The organism is Hydrogenophaga sp. UC242_50 (genome assembly GCF_042697355.1).
Lineage (GTDB): Bacteria > Pseudomonadota > Gammaproteobacteria > Burkholderiales > Burkholderiaceae_C > Hydrogenophaga.
The window spans coordinates 4,065,476-4,081,194 of record NZ_CP170553.1; the positions used below are offsets into that span (position 1 = coordinate 4,065,476).

Here is a 15,719-nt window from a genome sequence, read left to right on the forward strand (position 1 = left end):
CAACTCGATGTCCACCCGGGTGGTCACATCGAAGGTGCGCCAGGCGCCGGGCTGGGGGTTGAACTCGCGCGGTGGTGCCGGGTTGGCCTGGGCCAGGGCCCCTGTGGCATGGAACAGCGGTGATGCGGCGGCCACGGAGGTGGCGGCGCGCTGCAGGAAGCGGCGGCGATCGGGGGTCATGAAGGGCACTCCGGAAGGGGGGACAGGAATTATGGGACGGGGTCAGAGCATGAGCAAACGATCCACCCAGCCCAGCGCCTCGCGGCCGCTCCAGTCGACCTCGCCCCGCACGCGCTGGCGCGCGCGGCCCTGGCGATCGATCAGCACCGTGGTCGGAAACACCCGCACGCCCCAGGCGCGCGCGTGTTCACCCAGCGGGTCCAGCCACACCGGCAGGCTCAGCTGGGTCTGCTCCACGAAACGCAGGGCGCGTTGCGGCGGCTCCTTGAAGTTGAGCGCGATCACCGCCAGGCGGTCCTCGCCAATCAGCGGGGGCAGGTCCTGCAGCATGGGCATTTCGGTGCGGCAGGGCTCGCACCAGCTGGCCCAGAAGTTGAGCAGCACGGCGCGGCCTTTGAAATCGGCGAGCTTCACGGCCCGGCCTTGCAGGTCCAGGGTCGTCAGCGCCGGCGTGGGCATGCCGCGCGGCCAGTCGCTCAGTTCGAAAGCCGGCTGTGCGCCGACCGCCACCGGCCCCAGGGCCACGGCCAGCCCGCTGGCCAGGACCTGCCGGCGGCTCAGCGTGCTCACACGCGCTCGGCCACCCAGCCCTGCACCGACTGCAGCGCCTTGCGCAGACCGCTCGCGTCGGTGCCGCCGGCCATGGCGATGTCGGGCTTGCCGCCGCCTTTGCCGCCCACCTGCTGGGCCACGAAGTTCACCAGCTCGCCGGCCTTGACCTTGCCCATGCTGTCGGCGGTGACACCGGCGGCCAGTTGCACCTTGGCGCCGTCCACGGCGGCCAGCACGATGGCGGCGGTCTTGAGCTTGTCCTTGAGCTTGTCCAGCGTGTCGCGCAGGGTCTTGGCGTCGGCGCCGTTGAGCACGGCGGCCAGCACCTTGATGCCCTTGACGTCCACCGCCTGCGCCACCAGCTCGTCGCCCTGGCTCGAAGCCAGCTTGCCCTTGAGCGCGGCCACTTCCTTCTCCAGCGCCTTGACCTGCTCCAGCGTCTGGCCGATGCGCGCGTTCAGCTCGACCGTGGGCGCCTTGAGCACGCCCGCCGCCTGCGCCACCGTGTCTTCCAGCGACTGCAGGTAGGCCAGCGCGTTCGTGCCGGTGATGGCTTCGATGCGGCGCACGCCCGCGGCCACGCCGCTTTCGCCCACCACCTTGAAGAGGCCAATGTCGCCCGTGCGCTGCACGTGCGTGCCGCCGCAGAGCTCGCGGCTGCTGCCGATGTCGAGCACGCGCACGGTCTCGCCGTACTTCTCGCCGAACAGCATCATCGCGCCGGTCTTCTGCGCCGACTCGATGTCCATCAGGCGCGCCTGCGTGGCGTGGTTGTCGAGGATCTCGGCGTTCACCTTGGCCTCGATCTGGCGGATCTGCGCGTCCGTGACGGGCGCGTTGTGCGCGAAGTCGAAGCGCGTGCGCTCGGCGTTCACCAGCGAGCCCTTCTGCTGCACGTGCTCACCCAGCACCTCGCGCAAGGCCTTGTGCATCAGGTGGGTGGCGCTGTGGTTGCGCACGGTGGCGGCGCGCAGCGCGGTGTTCACCTGGGCGTTCACGTGGTCGCCCACGTTGAGCGTGCCCTGCTCCACGCTGCCGTGGTGGCCGAACACGTCGGCCTTGATCTTCTGCGTATCGCCCACGGCGAAACGCGCCGAGCCACTGGTGATGACGCCCTCGTCGCCGACCTGGCCACCGCTCTCGGCGTAGAACGGCGTGTTGTCCAGCACCACCACACCGGTCTGGCCGGCGTTCAGCGCGGCGACCGGCGTGCCTTCGAAGTAGAGCGCGACGATCTTGCCGGGCGCTTCCAGCTGTTCGTAGCCCACGAACTGGTTGCCCGCGCCGGTGTAGTCCAGCGCCTTGTCCATCTTGAACTTGCCGGCCGCGCGACCTGCGGCCTTCTGCTTTTCCATCGCGGCGTGGAAACCCGCCTCGTCCACCGACAGGCCGCGCTCGCGGCAGACGTCGGCCGACAGGTCGAGCGGGAAGCCGTAGGTGTCGTGCAGCTTGAAGGCCACGTCGCCCGGCAGCACCTTCTCGCCGCCGGCCAGCGCCGCGTCGAGGATTTCCATGCCGTTGGCCAGCGTTTCGTAGAAGCGCTCTTCCTCGGCCTTGAGCACCTCGGTGATGCGCTGCTCCTGGCGCGCCAGGTTCGGGTAGGCCGCGCCCATCAGCTTCACCAGGTCGGGCACCAGCTTGTGGAAGAACGGCGTCTTCTGGCCCAGCTTGTAGCCGTGGCGGATGGCGCGGCGCACGATGCGGCGCTGCACATAGCCCCGGCCTTCGTTGCTGGGGATCACGCCGTCGCTCACCAGGAAGGCGGTGGCGCGGATGTGGTCGGCGATCACCTTGAGCGAGGGGTTGTCCAGGTCGCTGATGTGCGTCTCGCGCGCGGCGGCCTTGATGAGCGCGTCGAAGATGTCGATCTCGTAGTTGCTGTGCACGTGCTGCAGGATCGCGGCCAGGCGTTCCAGGCCCATGCCGGTGTCCACGCAGGGGGCGGGCAGCGGCGTGACGGCGCCAGTCTCGTCCATGTTGAACTGCATGAACACGTTGTTCCAGATCTCGATGAAGCGGTCGCCGTCTTCATCGGGACTGCCCGGAGGGCCGCCGGGGATCTCGGGGCCGTGGTCGTAGAAGATCTCGCTGCACGGACCGCAAGGGCCGGTGTCGGCCATCATCCAGAAGTTGTCGGACTTGTAGCGGCCGCCCTTGTTGTCGCCGATGCGGATCACGCGCTCGGGCGGCAGGCCGATCTCTTTCGTCCAGATGTCGTAGGCCTCGTCGTCCTCTTCGTACACCGTGCGCAGCAGGCGCTCCTTGGGCAACTGGTAGACCTCGGTCAGCAGCTCCCAGGCCCATTTCAGGCTCTCGCGCTTGAAGTAGTCGCCGAACGACCAGTTGCCCAGCATCTCGAAGAAGGTGTGGTGGCGCGCGGTGTAGCCCACGTTCTCCAGGTCGTTGTGCTTGCCGCCGGCGCGCAGGCAGGCCTGCACCGAGGCCGCGCGCACATAGGGGCGCTTGTCGGTGCCGAGGAACACGTCCTTGAACTGCACCATGCCGGAGTTGGTGAACATGAGCGTCGGGTCGTTGCCGGGCACCAGGGGGCTGGACGCGACCACGGTGTGGCCCTTGGAAGCGAAAAAGTCCAGGAAGCTCTTGCGGATGTCGGCAACGGAGGCGGGGCGGGTCATGTTGGCCTTGTGGGTGGTCGTCGTTGAATGCGGGGCAGCGCTCGCGCGCGCGGAACCCGCTATTTTCCAACATGCGGGCCGACCCCGGCGCGCGGGCGGCGAAATCGGGTGGATCGGCCCGCCGCGTCGCGGGCGGCACCGCCCCGGAAAAGACCGGGGGCTATGCTGGAACGCCTTTCGGCGGCACAATCGGCGGCGATTAATTTAACAAGTTAAATAAATCCCGATCACCCCTTCCCGCGCACCGCACCGACGGAGACAACACCCATGGACATGAAGACCTCCCCCCTGGCCCTGCTCAAGGACCCGAGCCTGCTCAAGACCGACGCCCTGATCAACGGCCAGTGGGTTGCCGGCAACCGCCGTTTCGACGTGCACGACCCGGCCACCGGCCACAAGCTGGCCGACGTCGGCGAACCTGGGCCCCGCAGATGCCGAAGCCGCGATCGCCGCCGCCAACGCCGCCTGGCCGGCCTGGAAGGCCAAGACCGCCAAGGAACGCAGCCACATCCTGCGCAAGTGGTACGACCTGCTGATGGCGAACCAGGACGACCTGGGCACCCTCATGACCGCCGAACAGGGCAAGCCCCTGGCCGAGGCCAAGGGCGAGGTGGCCTATGGTGCGAGCTTCGTGGAATGGTTCGCCGAGGAGGCCAAGCGCGTCAACGGCGAAACCCTGCCCACCTTCGACAACAACCGCCGCCTGATGGTGCTCAAGCAGCCCATCGGCGTGTGCGCGGCCATCACGCCCTGGAACTTCCCGCTGGCCATGATCACGCGCAAGGTGGCGCCCGCGCTGGCCGCCGGCTGCCCCGTGATCATCAAGCCGGCCGAACTCACGCCGCTGACCGCGCTGGCCGCGGCCGAACTGGCCATCCGCGCCGGCATCCCGGCCGGGGTGTTCAACATCCTCACCGCCGACGCCGAACAGTCCATCGCCGTGGGCAAGGTGCTGTGCGCGAGCGACGTGGTGCGCCACATCAGCTTCACCGGCTCCACCGAGGTCGGCCGCATCCTCATGGCGCAGTGCGCGCCCACGGTCAAGAAGATGTCGCTCGAACTGGGTGGCAACGCGCCCTTCATCGTGTTCGACGACGCCGACATCGACAGCGCGGTGGAAGGCGCCTTCGCCAGCAAGTACCGCAACGCCGGCCAGACCTGCGTCTGCACCAACCGCTTCTACGTGCAGGCCGGCGTCTACGACGCCTTCGTGGCCAAGTTCGCCGCCAAGGTGAAGACCGCCAAGGTCGGCAACGGCTTTGGCGAGGGCGTGAGCCAGGGCCCGCTGATCGAGGAAGCGGCTCTCGTGAAGGTGCAGCGCCACGTGGACGATGCCGTGGCCAAGGGTGGGCGCGTGGTGGCCGGTGGCCAGCGCCTCGCCAGCCTGGGCAGCGGCCAGTTCTTCGAACCCACCGTGGTGGCCGACGCGACGGCCGACATGCTGTGCGCGAAGGAGGAAACCTTCGGCCCCTTCGCGCCGGTGTTCAGGTTCCACACCGAGCAGGAAGCCATCGACGCGGCCAACGCCACCGAGTTCGGCCTGGCGAGCTACTTCTACAGCCGCGACGTCGGCCGCATCTTCCGCGTGAGCGAGGCGCTGGAGTACGGCATGGTCGGCATCAACGTCGGCATCCTGGCCACCGAACACGTGCCCTTCGGCGGCGTGAAGCAGTCCGGCCTGGGCCGAGAGGGCTCGCACCACGGCATGGACGACTACGTGGAAATCAAGTACCTCTGCGTCGGCGATATCCTCAAGTGATTCCCACCTGAGAGACCCCCACCCCATGCAGTTCGACTGGAGCCACCCCTACCCCACCATCCGCAGCCCGCTCATGGCGCGCAACGTGGTCGCCACCTCGCAGCCCCTGGCCGCGCAGGCCGGTCTGCGCATGCTGCTCAAGGGCGGCAACGCGGTGGACGCCGCGATCGCGGCCGCCGCCGCCCTCACCGTGGTGGAGCCCATCTCCAACGGCCTGGGCAGCGACAACTTCGCGATCGTCTGGGACGGTCAGCAACTGCACGGCATGAACTCCTCGGGCGTGGCGCCCGCGGGCTGGAGCAAGGCCTATTTCGAGAACAAGCACAACGGCCAGATCCCGCTGCGCGGCTTCGATGCCGTGACCGTGCCCGGCGCGGTGGCCGGCTGGGCCGCCTTGTCCGAGCGCTTCGGCGCCCTGCCCTTCGCCGACCTGATGGCGCCGGCCATCGAGCTGGCCGAAAGCGGCTTCGCGGTGGCGCCCGTCATCGCGCACAAATGGGCCCTGGCCGTGCCTCTGCTGCAGGACAAGCCCGGTTTCGCGCAGGCCTTCATGCCCCGTGGCCGTGCGCCGCTGCCCGGTGAGCGCTTCGGCTTCGCCGAGGCTGGCCGCGCGCTGCGCCGCATCGCCGAGACGCGCGGCGAAGCCTTCTACCGGGGCGAGATCGCCGCCGCCATCGATGCCTTCGCGCGCGAACACGGCGCGCAACTGCGCGCCAGCGACCTCTCCGCGCACGAGGTGCAGTGGGTCAAGCCCATCGAGATGGCGTTCGCCGGCCACACGGTGCACGAACTGCCGCCCAACGGCCAGGGCATCGCCGCGCTCATGGCGCTGGGCATGCTCGAACAGCTCGACATCGGCCGCTACGGGCCGGACAGCATCGAAGGCCAGCACCTGCAGATCGAGGCCGTCAAGCTCGCCTTCGCCGATACCTACCGCTGGGTCGCCGACGAGCGCTTCATGACCGAGGTGCGCGCCGCCGACCTGCTGGACCCGGGCTACCTGCGCGACCGCGCCAGGCTCATCGACCCGAAACGCGCCATTCACCCCGGCGCGGGCCACCCGCCGCGCGGTGGCACGGTCTACCTCACCGCCGCCGATGCGCAAGGCCGCATGGTCAGCCTGATCCAGTCCAACTACCTGGGTTTCGGCAGCGGCGTGGTCGTGCCCGGCTGGGGCATCAGCCTGCAGAACCGGGGCCACGGCTTCACGATGCAGGATGCGCGACCCCAACCAGGTCGCACCGGGCAAGCGGCCCTTCCACACCATCATCCCGGGCTTCCTCACGCGGCAGGGCCAGGGTGTGATGAGCTTTGGCGTGATGGGCGCCAACATGCAGCCGCAAGGCCATGTGCAGACGCTGGTGCGCATGCTGGTGCACGGCCAGCAGCCCCAGGCCGCGTGCGACGCACCGCGCTGGAAATGGGGCAAAGGCCTGGACGTGGATTTCGAATCCACCATGGCGCCCGCGCTGCGCGACGGCCTCAAGGCGCTGGGCCACCGCTTCGAGCCGACCGCCGACACCTACCTCGACTTCGGCAGCGGCCAGTTCATCGCGCGCCTGAGCGACGACATGGCCGACGGCTACGTGGCCGCGAGCGATGCGCGGCGCGACGGGCAGGCGGTGGGGTTCTGAGCGTCGTCCTGCGGAGGCGCCACGCGTCAGTCGGCCTTGATGCCGTTGCGCTTGACCACGTCGGTCCACATCGCGAGCTCGCTGCGGCACAGCGCCGCCAGTTGCTCGGGTGACCCCCCCACCGGCTCCGTGCCGGCCGTGAGGAGCTGCGTCTTCACCTCCGGCATGGCGAGCACCGCGGCGACTTCCCTGTTCAGCTTCGCCAGGATGGGCTTGGGTGTGCCCGCAGGCAGAAAGAGGCCGTACCAGAGTTCGCTGTGAACGCTGGAGAGGCCGGCCTCGGCAAACGTCGGCACATCGGGAATCTCGGCGAAGCGCGATTTGCCGGTTTGCGCCATCGCCTTGAGGTGGCCGCTCTTGATCAGGCGAACGGCGTTCTCCATCGGGGCGAGCACCACCGTGACGCTGTTCTGAACCACGTCCATGATGGCGCCGGGCACGCCCTTGCTCGGGACGTGCCGCATGCTGGTGCCCAGCACCTGTTGCAGCTGGGCGGTGTAGAGGTGCAGGGTCGAGGCCTGCCCCGCCGAAGCGTAGGTGGCGTTGTCGCCCTGCGCCTTCAGATAGCTCACCAACTCCTTCAGGTTGTTCGCCGGTGTCGCGGCGTTCACCACCAGCACCAGGTTCGAGCGGGCGATCTGGATGACCGGATCGAAATTCTTGATCGGGTCGTAAGGCATCTTGCGCAGCACCGAGTTGATGATGTGCGTGGGTGGCGCCAGCATCATGGTGTACCCGTCCGGCGCGGCGGCGGCGACCGCCGCGGTGCCGATCTGTCCGCTCGCACCGGGGCGGTTCTCGACGATGACCGGCTGCCCCAGGCGTTGCGACAGCCGCTCCGACACCATGCGGGCCAGGGTGTCCGTCACGGACCCCGGGCTGTAGGGCACGACCATCTTGAGGGTCTTGGCGGGATAGTTGCCCGCTGTCTCGGCCTGGGCCATCGCCCATGGGGTGGTGGCGGCGGCCAGCAGGCCGATGACCGCGGTGCGTCGGTCGAGTCGAGGGATGTTCATGGGGTTTGTCTCCTGGTTTTACCGTCCATCTGCCTGGGCTTGCGCGGGCGCCTAACGCCATCCGTAAATCGACAAGGTACTCTCTCCTCGTTGGAGCCGCTGGACGAACTCGGCTTCTTCGGCATCGCGTTGCGCCCCCGCGTCCAGGACCGCCCCGGCCATGTAATGAGGAATGGAGACGACCCCATCGCCGTCACCGACGATCAGATCGCCAGCGTTCACGACCACGTCGCCGATCAGAACCGGGTGATTGATCCAGCCGACGGCGCCGAAATCCTTGCCCGTCCCCCGGATGCAGAGACCGCGGCTGAACGTGGGCACGCCGATCTCCCGCAGCAGATCGCCATCGCGCACGCAGCCGTCGATCACCAGGCCGGCCAGGCCTCGGGCCTTGGCGATCGTCGCCATGATCTCGCCCCAATAACCATGCTCGTGGGCACCGCCCGCGAACACCACCATCACATCGCCGGGCTGGACCCGCTCGAGCGCGCGATGCAGCCAGAGGTTGTCCCCCGGCGGGGAATGCACGGTGAGGGCCGATCCCGCGCAGCGAAACCCGGGCGCGAGCGCCTGGATCTGGGAAGGCAGGGCACCGATCTTTCGCGCGGCCTCGTGCAGCGTGGCCGACGATGCGGCCTGCGCTCGCGCGAGGACGGGCGCCGGCAGCCGGACCGCGTCCCGCGTCGTGGTGGAAGGGTCGTGCCGCTGCATCACGATGCCCTCGTCTGCAACTGGTGGTACCCATGGGCCTTGCGCGCCTCGTCCAGGCGCATGCCACCCCGCACCGCCGCGCGCACGCGCGCCTCGGCCGAGTCGATGGCTTCGGCGGTGTCCAGGACCCGTGCCTCGTGCTCCTTCGGAATGATCACGACGCCATCCGCGTCGCCTTTCACGATGTCACCCGGGCTCACACGGGCATCGCCGACATTGACGGGAACGCCCGTGGCCTCGACCTGCACACGGTCCTTGCCGGTGCGCATCCAGTGGTCCTTGGAGAAGACCGGGTAGTTCAGTTCCAGACAGAGCGCGACATCGCGGCAGATGCCGTCGATCACGGTCCCGGCGATGCCCCGCCGATGCGCAATCTCGGTCAGGATGTCGCCCCACACGGTGGCGTTGTCGCGGCCGCCGTTGTCCAGCACGATCACGCTGCCAGGGGGCACATCGTCGATGTAGTCTCCGACGGTGCCAGGTGGGCTGCCCGCAGGGCCGTACAGCAGGGTCCACGCCCGGCCGGCCATGCGAAAGGAAGGGTCTCGCGGCTTGACGCGATGGCACTGGCAGACGATGCCCAGCTTGTCGAGAGCGTCACTGAGGGCGGCCGTGTCCAGCCGGGCCGCGCGTTGCACATGGGGATCGTCGTTCATCGCTTGTTCTCCAGCATCTGTTCGTAGTCGCGATTCATCACCTGGCTGATCGGGGTTCCCCCCTGGAGGGCCTTGGCCATGCCGCCCTCGCGCCGCGCGATGGCTTCGGCGGTGTCGAGCACCTCCTCGATGCTTGCCGCCGCAATGACGACCACACCACTGCGATCGGCCACCACGTAGTCACCCGGCTGGACCGAGACATTCCCCAGCGCCACCGGCAGCTGAGTGCCCAGCTCGACGACGCGCGACCGGGCCGTCAGGCAGGTCAGGCTGCGGCTGAAGATGGGGAAACCGTAGGCGATGGCCTCGTCCACGTCCCGAAGTGGGCCATCGGCAATGACGCCCTCGACGCCGCGCACCTTGGCGCCCAGCGTGAGCAGCCCGCCCCAGCAGCCGGCCTCGACGCCGGAACGCTGCTCGACCACGATCACCTGGTCCGGCCCCGAGAGTTCGATGGCGGTGCAACCCAGATGCCGTGGCTCACCCGGGGGTGGCTGGCCTGGACCGACCTTCATCGTGACAGCGACCCCGGCGATGCGCCCCTGACCACTGCGCTGCGGGATGCCGGTGACGGCGCCCGCGCGCCCCAGCTTGTCGAGGGCGTCGGACAGCGCGCAGACGTCGATGCGCCGCAGGCGCGCCACGCATGCCTTCTGGATGGTGCTCAGCGTGTTCATAGGCCTGCCGCCTCCCGGAAAGCCTGGCGGACCGACTCGGGCTGGCCATAGGCAAAGCGGAACCCTTCGTAGTGCTGCCGCCAGATGGGGTGCGCCAGAAGCACTTGCCTCGGAAGGCCCCGCAGCAGAAACTCGCGTTCCGCGATGGGCAGCTGAACCCGGACGTTTTTCGCCGGATCACGGATGACGCCTTTCGGATCCTCGCCCCGTTCAACCGCCGCGATGTCCTGCTCGAACCGCCGACGCAGCATCACGATGCCGCGGTCGCTGAGCCCGAGGGTCTCCTTCGTCCGGTCGGCGATGACCCCCTGGCCCACCCAGGCCACCATGTCCTGGTTGATCACGTGACTCGTCACCCAGCGCCCGGTGGCGTCGTCCTTGACCGGGCTGCGCCAGGTCGGCACCGAGGGCTGTGAATACGACTCGACCTCCTGCGGCAGGCGCGTGAAGATCCACGAGATGCTGAGCGTGTTCTCGTCGTCGATCGGCACCCGGTACTCGAAGTGGTCCCCGAGGAAGAACGCGTTGGGCCACAGGCACACCCGGCCGACGGTCCACATCGCATCGGCCTTCGTGGCCTCGCCGCGGATGCGCTTGTAGACCAGCCCGTGGTCGAACTCTTCGAAAGCGACTTCCTTGTGTTCCGCCGAGTAGGGGCCGGTCTGCCCGCTCAGGCGGGTGCTCCAGTTGTTGTGCATCCATTCGAAGTGCACGGGGTCGATGGAGTTCTCCTGGCACTGCAACCAGTTGCAGGGCACGTCGGATACCACGATCTGGACGAAACCGTTCTCGAAGCTGAAAGGCTCCCAGTCGGGCAGCTCCGGTGCGGGAGCGGGCCCCAGGTAGGCCCACAGAAGCCCGGCCTTCTCCTTCACCGGATAGCCCTGGATGCAAATCCGCCCGCGCTTCGTGATGTCGGGGTTGACGGTGTCCTCGTACGGGCGGCTCACGCACTTGCCCGAGGCATTGAAGGCCCATCCGTGGTAGCTGCAGCGAATGCCGTCGGCCTCGACGAAACCATAGGACAGGTCGGCGCGGCGGTGCGCACAGGCCCGCTCGACCAGGCCATGGTTGCCGCTCAGGTCGCGGTAGAGGACGAGGTCCTCGCCCATCAGCCGCAGCGGCTTGATGGGGTTCTCATCGAGTTCCGAGGCACCCGCGATCGGCATCCAGTGCCTTCGCAGCACCTCGCCCATGGGCGTTCCGCGGCCGACCTGCGTCAGCCTGCGGTTCTGTTCTTCATTCATTGCTTCTGTTTCCTTCTTTCACACTGACAAGGACCACGCCACGAAACCCATGCCGCTGCCGGTGCCGGCCGGCGTCCGGTAGCACGGCGTGTAGTCCCGCATGTCGATGCGCAGCCCCGCTTCGTTCATGGCCGCAGCCACCGCCATCCAGCTCTTGATCTCGCCGCTGTTCCCGTTGAACCAGCTCTCCGGGATCGACTGGAGCGATGCGGCATCGAATGGGCTCAGGGCCTGGAGGACTTTCTGATCCAGCGATTCGTCGACCACGAAGTGGCTCAGCCCCCCCGAGGCGATGAGCACCACACGCGAGGCATCGGGCAGATCGCGCACCGCCCGGGCCAATGCCGCGCCGAAGGCGAGCGCCCTCCCCGTTCTGACCTGGTTGGGGGCGACACCCACGTTGACAAAGACGGGCACGCTCGGCGGCGGCGCATCGTTCAGGATGCGCCGGTACACGAAACCGAACGCGTGGGGAATGCCGTGCTGTCCATCGGCGGTCGACGGCAGGCGGGCGGAGGTCGCCACATCGAAACCCGCGTCGCTCAGGCTCTCCACGATGCGCGTCGCCTGGGCCGCATGACCGGGGTACACCGCCCCCTCCGGTGGACAGTGCCCCACCTCCGCTTCGGCGATGCCGGGCGGCAGCTTGGCCAGCTGCGCCGGGGTCAGGGGAATGTTGGGAATCGACTCGCCGGTGTACACCAGCAACGCGGGTGACATGTCGTCATGGAAGACCTCTCGCTGGTCGTTGCCCACGACGATCACCCAGTCCGCCCTCATCGCCTTGAACTTGTCCGCCAGCTGGTCCAGCGACGACTGGCATTGGGCGTAGGCGCGCGCCTGATGCGCTGCCTGCACGGCCATGCCGAATCCCGGCGCTCTGGCGGCGAGCAGCTCATCGTAGTGATGGCGCCGGCCCTGATACCAGTGGTTCACATTCTTCTGATCGGCTCCCGCTCGCAGGTGCCAGATCGAAGGAGGCGTGCACAACAGGGGGCCATGGGAGACCGCAATGCCCCCAACGATGTTTGCCATGTCTGGTGTCTCCCGCAGAGGATCTACAGCTTGAAGACCTGCTTCGCGTTGCCACTGAAGATCGCCTGCTTCGCGTCTTCAGAGAGCCAGTCGAAACCCTCGATGAGCGGCTGGATGTCGTCCATCCAGCGCCCGGTCGCGGGGTCTTTCACCGTGCCGACGCCAGGGCGCTCGGCGCCGAAGATGCAGCGCTCGGGGCCGACGGTCTTGATCAGCAGGCGCAAGGCCTCTTCCGAATAGAGCACGGTGTCGAAGTAGAGGCGGCGCAGCGCATCGAGGAAGGGCTCGGGTGCCCGACCCGGGCGCAGCGATGGCGCATGGAAGCGCCCGACCTGATACGGCATCGCGCCACCGCCATGCGACACGACGATGCGCAGTCGCGGGAAATCCTTGAACACGCGCGAGTTGCACAGCGCCATGACAGCGATCGTCTCTTCGTTGATGAAGTGGACCGAGTAGCTGTTGCGCTCCGAACGAAAGCCCGCGGAGTGCAGGTAGGCGGGCACGTCGAGTTCGACCAGGCGCTCCCACAGCGGGTACCAGTATTCGCTGCCGAGATTCGGCACCGCCTGGGTGTCCAGCCCCTCGCTGGGATCGGTGTTCACCATCGCCGCCACCATGCCGAGCTCCTTGACGCAACGGTCCAGCTCCGGCAGGCAGTTCTGGATCGGCTCGCCCCAGGCCTGCGGCAGGCCACATACCCCCCGGAAGGTGCCCGGCACCAACCGGGCCTGCTGCCCGATCATGCTGTTCACCTCTTCCGTGTACCAGTGAACCAGCTTGGCCGGCCTTTCGCTGTGCATGCTCTGGTAGGGCCGGGGCGAGATCAGCTGCATGTCCGTGCCGAGCTCTTTCAACTGTTCCAGGTGGGACTTGGTGCCGAAGGTCGGCGTGTGGAGGACGGCCAGCATCTCGTCGTCACTCACCTTCGGCGATCCGCGTCCGTGGTTGCCGCGGTGCGACAGCAATCCGGCCTTCCACACATACAGCGAATCGGGCGCAGTCACGTGCGCGTGTGCATCAATGAGCATGTCTTTTTCCGTGGGCATTGCGGGCGATCGGGACCAACGCGGCACCTCGACCTCTGGCGCCGGACACCCCATGGGCGTCTCTCGGCTTGGGTCGAACTGTAATCTGTATATCTGTAATATACATTAGGGTTTTCACGATGGTGCCGGCGCAGGCGCACCAAAGAGAACGGGCGCCCAAGGCGCCCGTTCTGGCAAAAAGAAGAAAAAGCGCCCGGCGCTAGGGGGCCGGGGCTTGAGCCGCCGGCTCGGCCGTGGCGGCCGGACCCGAGCCCAGGATGCGCATCCGGATGCCGGACTCGCGCTCGCGCATCAGCTCACCTGCGGCCACCGCATCCCCATTGACGATGGCCTGAAGCAGGCGGGCGTTGGACTGGATGATCCGGCGGGTGGCCGCCGCGGTCGTGTTGGCTTCGAGCAAGGGGCCGAGCACCGATCCGAAGGCCCGGTACTGGGCGATGAGGACGCGGTTCTTGGAGGCGTTGACGATGGCCTCGCGGAACCGCATGGACGCTTCCGTGAACGCGTGCGGGTCACCCGCGGCCGCCTCGGTGGCCTGCGCCGCCTCTTCCATCCGCGCGGCATCCTCCGGGGTCACGCGGCCTGCGGCCAGCTCGGCCGAGGCGATGCTCGTGATGCTCTGCGCTTCGAGCATCTCCGCCGCGGTCAAACCGATGAGATGGAGCTGAACGGCCAGCGAATCGACCAGGCGATCGGAGTTGCCCATCGCGACCCAGGCACCACCCCGGGAACCCATGCGGACTTCCACCACGCCCATGGCGATCAGCGAACGCAGCGCATCGCGCGCCGCGATCCGGCTCACGCCGAACTGCTGAGCCAGGGTGATTTCGCTGCCGATGAACTCGCCGGCCTTGAGCTTTCCCGAGAAGAGCGCATCGCGGATCTGCCGCACGATCGACCACGAGAGGCTTTCGGCTCGCGCGGCGGGCTCCCATTGGGGGGCGGTGTGGGCTGATGGCTCGTTCATGATGAAACCGCGCCGCCACAGGCGCCGCACGCGCAGCGATGGTGCCGGTGAAGGGGGAGTCCAGAGGTGGAGCGGGTGAAGGGAATCGAACCCTCGTATGAAGCTTGGGAAGCTGCCGTTCTACCATTGAACTACACCCGCAGCAGGCCGCCATTCTAGCGCCCCGGCCGGACCGGTCAGCCGGTCATCGACGCGCCCACGCCCATCAGGGCCAGCACGCCCAGCACCGCGAAGATCAGCGCGGCGATGATGTGCACGATCTTGATCGGCACGCGCCGCGTGATCGCCTCGCCGAAGAACACCACCGGCGCGTTGGCCAGCATCATGCCGAAGGTGGTGCCGATCACCACCGCGATCAGGGGTTCGTACTGCGCGCCCAGCGCCACGGTGGCGATCTGTGTCTTGTCGCCCATCTCGGCCAGGAAGAAGGCCCACAGCGTCGCGACGAACACGCCCATCTGCCGCTTGGGCACGGCGTCTTCGTCGTCCAGTTTGTCGGGAATCAGCATCCACCCCGCCATGGCGATGAAGGAGACCCCCAGCACCCAGCGCATCACGTTCGGGCCCACGGCGGCCATGATCCAGGCGCCGGCAGCGCCCGCGAGGGCGTGGTTGAGCAGGGTGCGCAACCAGGATGCCCCAGACGATGGGCCAGGGGCGCTTGAAGCGGGCGGCGAGGACGAGGGACAACAACTGGGTCTTGTCGCCCATTTCGGCGAGGGCGACGATGCCCGTCGAGATCAGGAATGCTTCCAAGAGAATGCTCCGAGGGCCGGCAAAAGACAGAAGACCACACGGCATCCCCGGCCCATCCGGAGGCAGTGTGGTCAAAGGTCTTGCCAGGCTGGAAGCTGTCTGCGCCATGGCCGTGGGGGCCAAGTGTGTTGACGCGGACCTCTGCAGGGCGCAGAGCGGCTACTCCCCAATGACGGGTGCAGGCGGGAGTATACCCGCCAGGGGTATCAGACCAGCGTGACGCCGGTCTTGGACTGGATGAACTCGCGCGTGACGCCCGGGGCCATTTCCACCAGCTTGAGGCCTTGCGGCGTCACGTCCATCACGCCCAGGTCGGTGATGATGCGATCGACCACGCCCACGCCGGTCAGCGGCAGGGTGCAGGACGGAATGATCTTCAGGTCCTCGGTGCCATCCTTCTTCTTCGCGACGTGCTCCATCAGCACGATCACGCGCTTGACGCCGGCCACGAGGTCCATCGCGCCCCCCATGCCCTTGACCATCTTGCCCGGGATCATCCAGTTGGCCAGATCGCCCTTCTCGCTGACCTGCATCGCGCCCAGGATGGAGAGGTTGATCTTGCCCCCGCGGATCATCGCGAAGCTGTCGTGGCTGCCGAAGATGCTGGAGCCCGGGAGCGTGGTCACGGTCTGTTTGCCGGCGTTGATCAGGTCGGCGTCGACTTGGTCTTCGGTCGGGAACGGGCCGATGCCCAGCATGCCGTTCTCGCTCTGCAGCCAGACTTCCTTGGTGCCGGTGTGGTTGCGCAACCAGCGTCGGGATGCCGATGCCGAGGTTCACGTAGAAACCGTCTTCGAGTTCTTGCGCCGCGCGCGCGGCCATTTGGTCTTGGGTCCAGGGCATG

General features: G+C 67.7%; 10 protein-coding genes, 1 tRNA gene, 4 pseudogenes and 1 riboswitch. Of the genes and pseudogenes, 2 read left to right on the forward strand and 13 right to left on the reverse strand.

Annotated features, from left to right (window positions below):
• Positions 1-222: 222 nt before the first annotated feature.
• Together ACFJGX_RS20705 and alaS are read right to left on the reverse strand one after the other, a co-directional pair.
• Complete coding sequence (locus tag ACFJGX_RS20705) at positions 223-750, reverse strand: TlpA disulfide reductase family protein (protein WP_382324063.1); 528 nt, start codon at positions 748-750, stop codon at positions 223-225.
• Positions 747-3,368 (reverse strand): alanine--tRNA ligase, encoded by a 2,622-nt coding sequence (gene alaS / locus ACFJGX_RS20710; RefSeq protein WP_382326948.1) that lies wholly within the window; start codon positions 3,366-3,368, stop codon positions 747-749. Before alaS ends, ACFJGX_RS20705 begins: the two co-directional genes overlap by 4 nt.
• A gap of 267 nt (positions 3,369-3,635) precedes the next feature.
• On the opposite strand from alaS, the pseudogene ACFJGX_RS20715 reads away from it, so the two are divergent.
• Positions 3,636-5,127 (forward strand): annotated as a pseudogene (locus ACFJGX_RS20715) (NAD-dependent succinate-semialdehyde dehydrogenase).
• A 25-nt stretch (positions 5,128-5,152) separates the two neighbouring features.
• Positions 5,153-6,761, forward strand: a pseudogene (locus ACFJGX_RS20720) (gamma-glutamyltransferase family protein).
• 26 nt (positions 6,762-6,787) lie between these two features.
• On the opposite strand, the gene ACFJGX_RS20725 reads toward ACFJGX_RS20720, so the two are convergent.
• The 11 genes and pseudogenes from ACFJGX_RS20725 to ACFJGX_RS20775 form a co-directional block, all read right to left on the reverse strand.
• Positions 6,788-7,777 (reverse strand): Bug family tripartite tricarboxylate transporter substrate binding protein, encoded by a 990-nt coding sequence (locus ACFJGX_RS20725; RefSeq protein WP_382326950.1) that lies wholly within the window; start codon positions 7,775-7,777, stop codon positions 6,788-6,790.
• Positions 7,778-7,828: 51 nt separating this feature from the next.
• Complete coding sequence (locus ACFJGX_RS20730) at positions 7,829-8,488, reverse strand: 4-carboxy-4-hydroxy-2-oxoadipate aldolase/oxaloacetate decarboxylase (protein WP_382326952.1); 660 nt, start codon at positions 8,486-8,488, stop codon at positions 7,829-7,831.
• The gene (locus ACFJGX_RS20735; protein WP_382326954.1) at positions 8,488-9,144 is read right to left on the reverse strand and encodes an RraA family protein; all 657 of its coding nucleotides are present in this window, start codon (positions 9,142-9,144) and stop codon (positions 8,488-8,490) included. The genes ACFJGX_RS20730 and ACFJGX_RS20735 overlap by 1 nt, the downstream gene beginning before the upstream one ends.
• Positions 9,141-9,821 (reverse strand): RraA family protein, encoded by a 681-nt coding sequence (locus ACFJGX_RS20740; protein WP_382326956.1) that lies wholly within the window; start codon positions 9,819-9,821, stop codon positions 9,141-9,143. The genes ACFJGX_RS20735 and ACFJGX_RS20740 overlap by 4 nt, the downstream gene beginning before the upstream one ends.
• Positions 9,818-11,068, reverse strand: coding sequence for a Rieske 2Fe-2S domain-containing protein (locus tag ACFJGX_RS20745; RefSeq protein ID WP_382326958.1), 1,251 nt, complete (start codon positions 11,066-11,068; stop codon positions 9,818-9,820). Before ACFJGX_RS20745 ends, ACFJGX_RS20740 begins: the two co-directional genes overlap by 4 nt.
• 18 nt (positions 11,069-11,086) lie before the next feature.
• Positions 11,087-12,103, reverse strand: a complete 1,017-nt coding sequence (locus tag ACFJGX_RS20750) for a protocatechuate 3,4-dioxygenase (protein ID WP_382324054.1) — start codon at positions 12,101-12,103, stop codon at positions 11,087-11,089.
• A 23-nt stretch (positions 12,104-12,126) separates the two neighbouring features.
• On the reverse strand, positions 12,127-13,152 hold the full coding sequence (locus tag ACFJGX_RS20755) for an amidohydrolase family protein (protein WP_382326960.1): 1,026 nt from the start codon (positions 13,150-13,152) through the stop codon (positions 12,127-12,129).
• A 199-nt stretch (positions 13,153-13,351) separates the two neighbouring features.
• A complete protein-coding gene (locus ACFJGX_RS20760; protein ID WP_382326962.1) occupies positions 13,352-14,044 on the reverse strand; it encodes a FadR/GntR family transcriptional regulator in 693 nt (230 codons plus the stop codon).
• A gap of 142 nt (positions 14,045-14,186) precedes the next feature.
• A tRNA-Gly gene (locus tag ACFJGX_RS20765) sits at positions 14,187-14,260 on the reverse strand.
• A 35-nt stretch (positions 14,261-14,295) separates the two neighbouring features.
• A pseudogene (locus tag ACFJGX_RS20770) lies at positions 14,296-14,875 on the reverse strand (TMEM165/GDT1 family protein).
• Between the two features lie 4 nt (positions 14,876-14,879).
• A riboswitch (yybP-ykoY riboswitch) is annotated at positions 14,880-15,055 on the reverse strand.
• Positions 15,056-15,081: 26 nt separating this feature from the next.
• Positions 15,082-15,718, reverse strand: a pseudogene (locus ACFJGX_RS20775) (3-oxoacid CoA-transferase subunit B).
• Position 15,719 lies beyond the last annotated feature (1 nt).

Excerpts from the sequence above, each read along its gene's own strand:
- ACFJGX_RS20740 (WP_382326956.1), bottom strand. The coding sequence starts at position 9,821 with ATGAACACGCTGAGCACCATCCAGAAGGCATGCGTGGCGCGCCTGCGG.
- ACFJGX_RS20745 (WP_382326958.1), bottom strand. The coding sequence starts at position 11,068 with ATGAATGAAGAACAGAACCGCAGGCTGACGCAGGTCGGCCGCGGAACG.
- ACFJGX_RS20750 (WP_382324054.1), bottom strand. The coding sequence starts at position 12,103 with ATGGCAAACATCGTTGGGGGCATTGCGGTCTCCCATGGCCCCCTGTTG.
- ACFJGX_RS20735 (WP_382326954.1), bottom strand. The coding sequence starts at position 9,144 with ATGAACGACGATCCCCATGTGCAACGCGCGGCCCGGCTGGACACGGCC.
- ACFJGX_RS20730 (WP_382326952.1), bottom strand. The coding sequence starts at position 8,488 with ATGCAGCGGCACGACCCTTCCACCACGACGCGGGACGCGGTCCGGCTG.
- alaS (WP_382326948.1), bottom strand. The coding sequence starts at position 3,368 with ATGACCCGCCCCGCCTCCGTTGCCGACATCCGCAAGAGCTTCCTGGAC.
- ACFJGX_RS20725 (WP_382326950.1), bottom strand. The coding sequence starts at position 7,777 with ATGAACATCCCTCGACTCGACCGACGCACCGCGGTCATCGGCCTGCTG.
- ACFJGX_RS20755 (WP_382326960.1), bottom strand. The coding sequence starts at position 13,152 with ATGCCCACGGAAAAAGACATGCTCATTGATGCACACGCGCACGTGACT.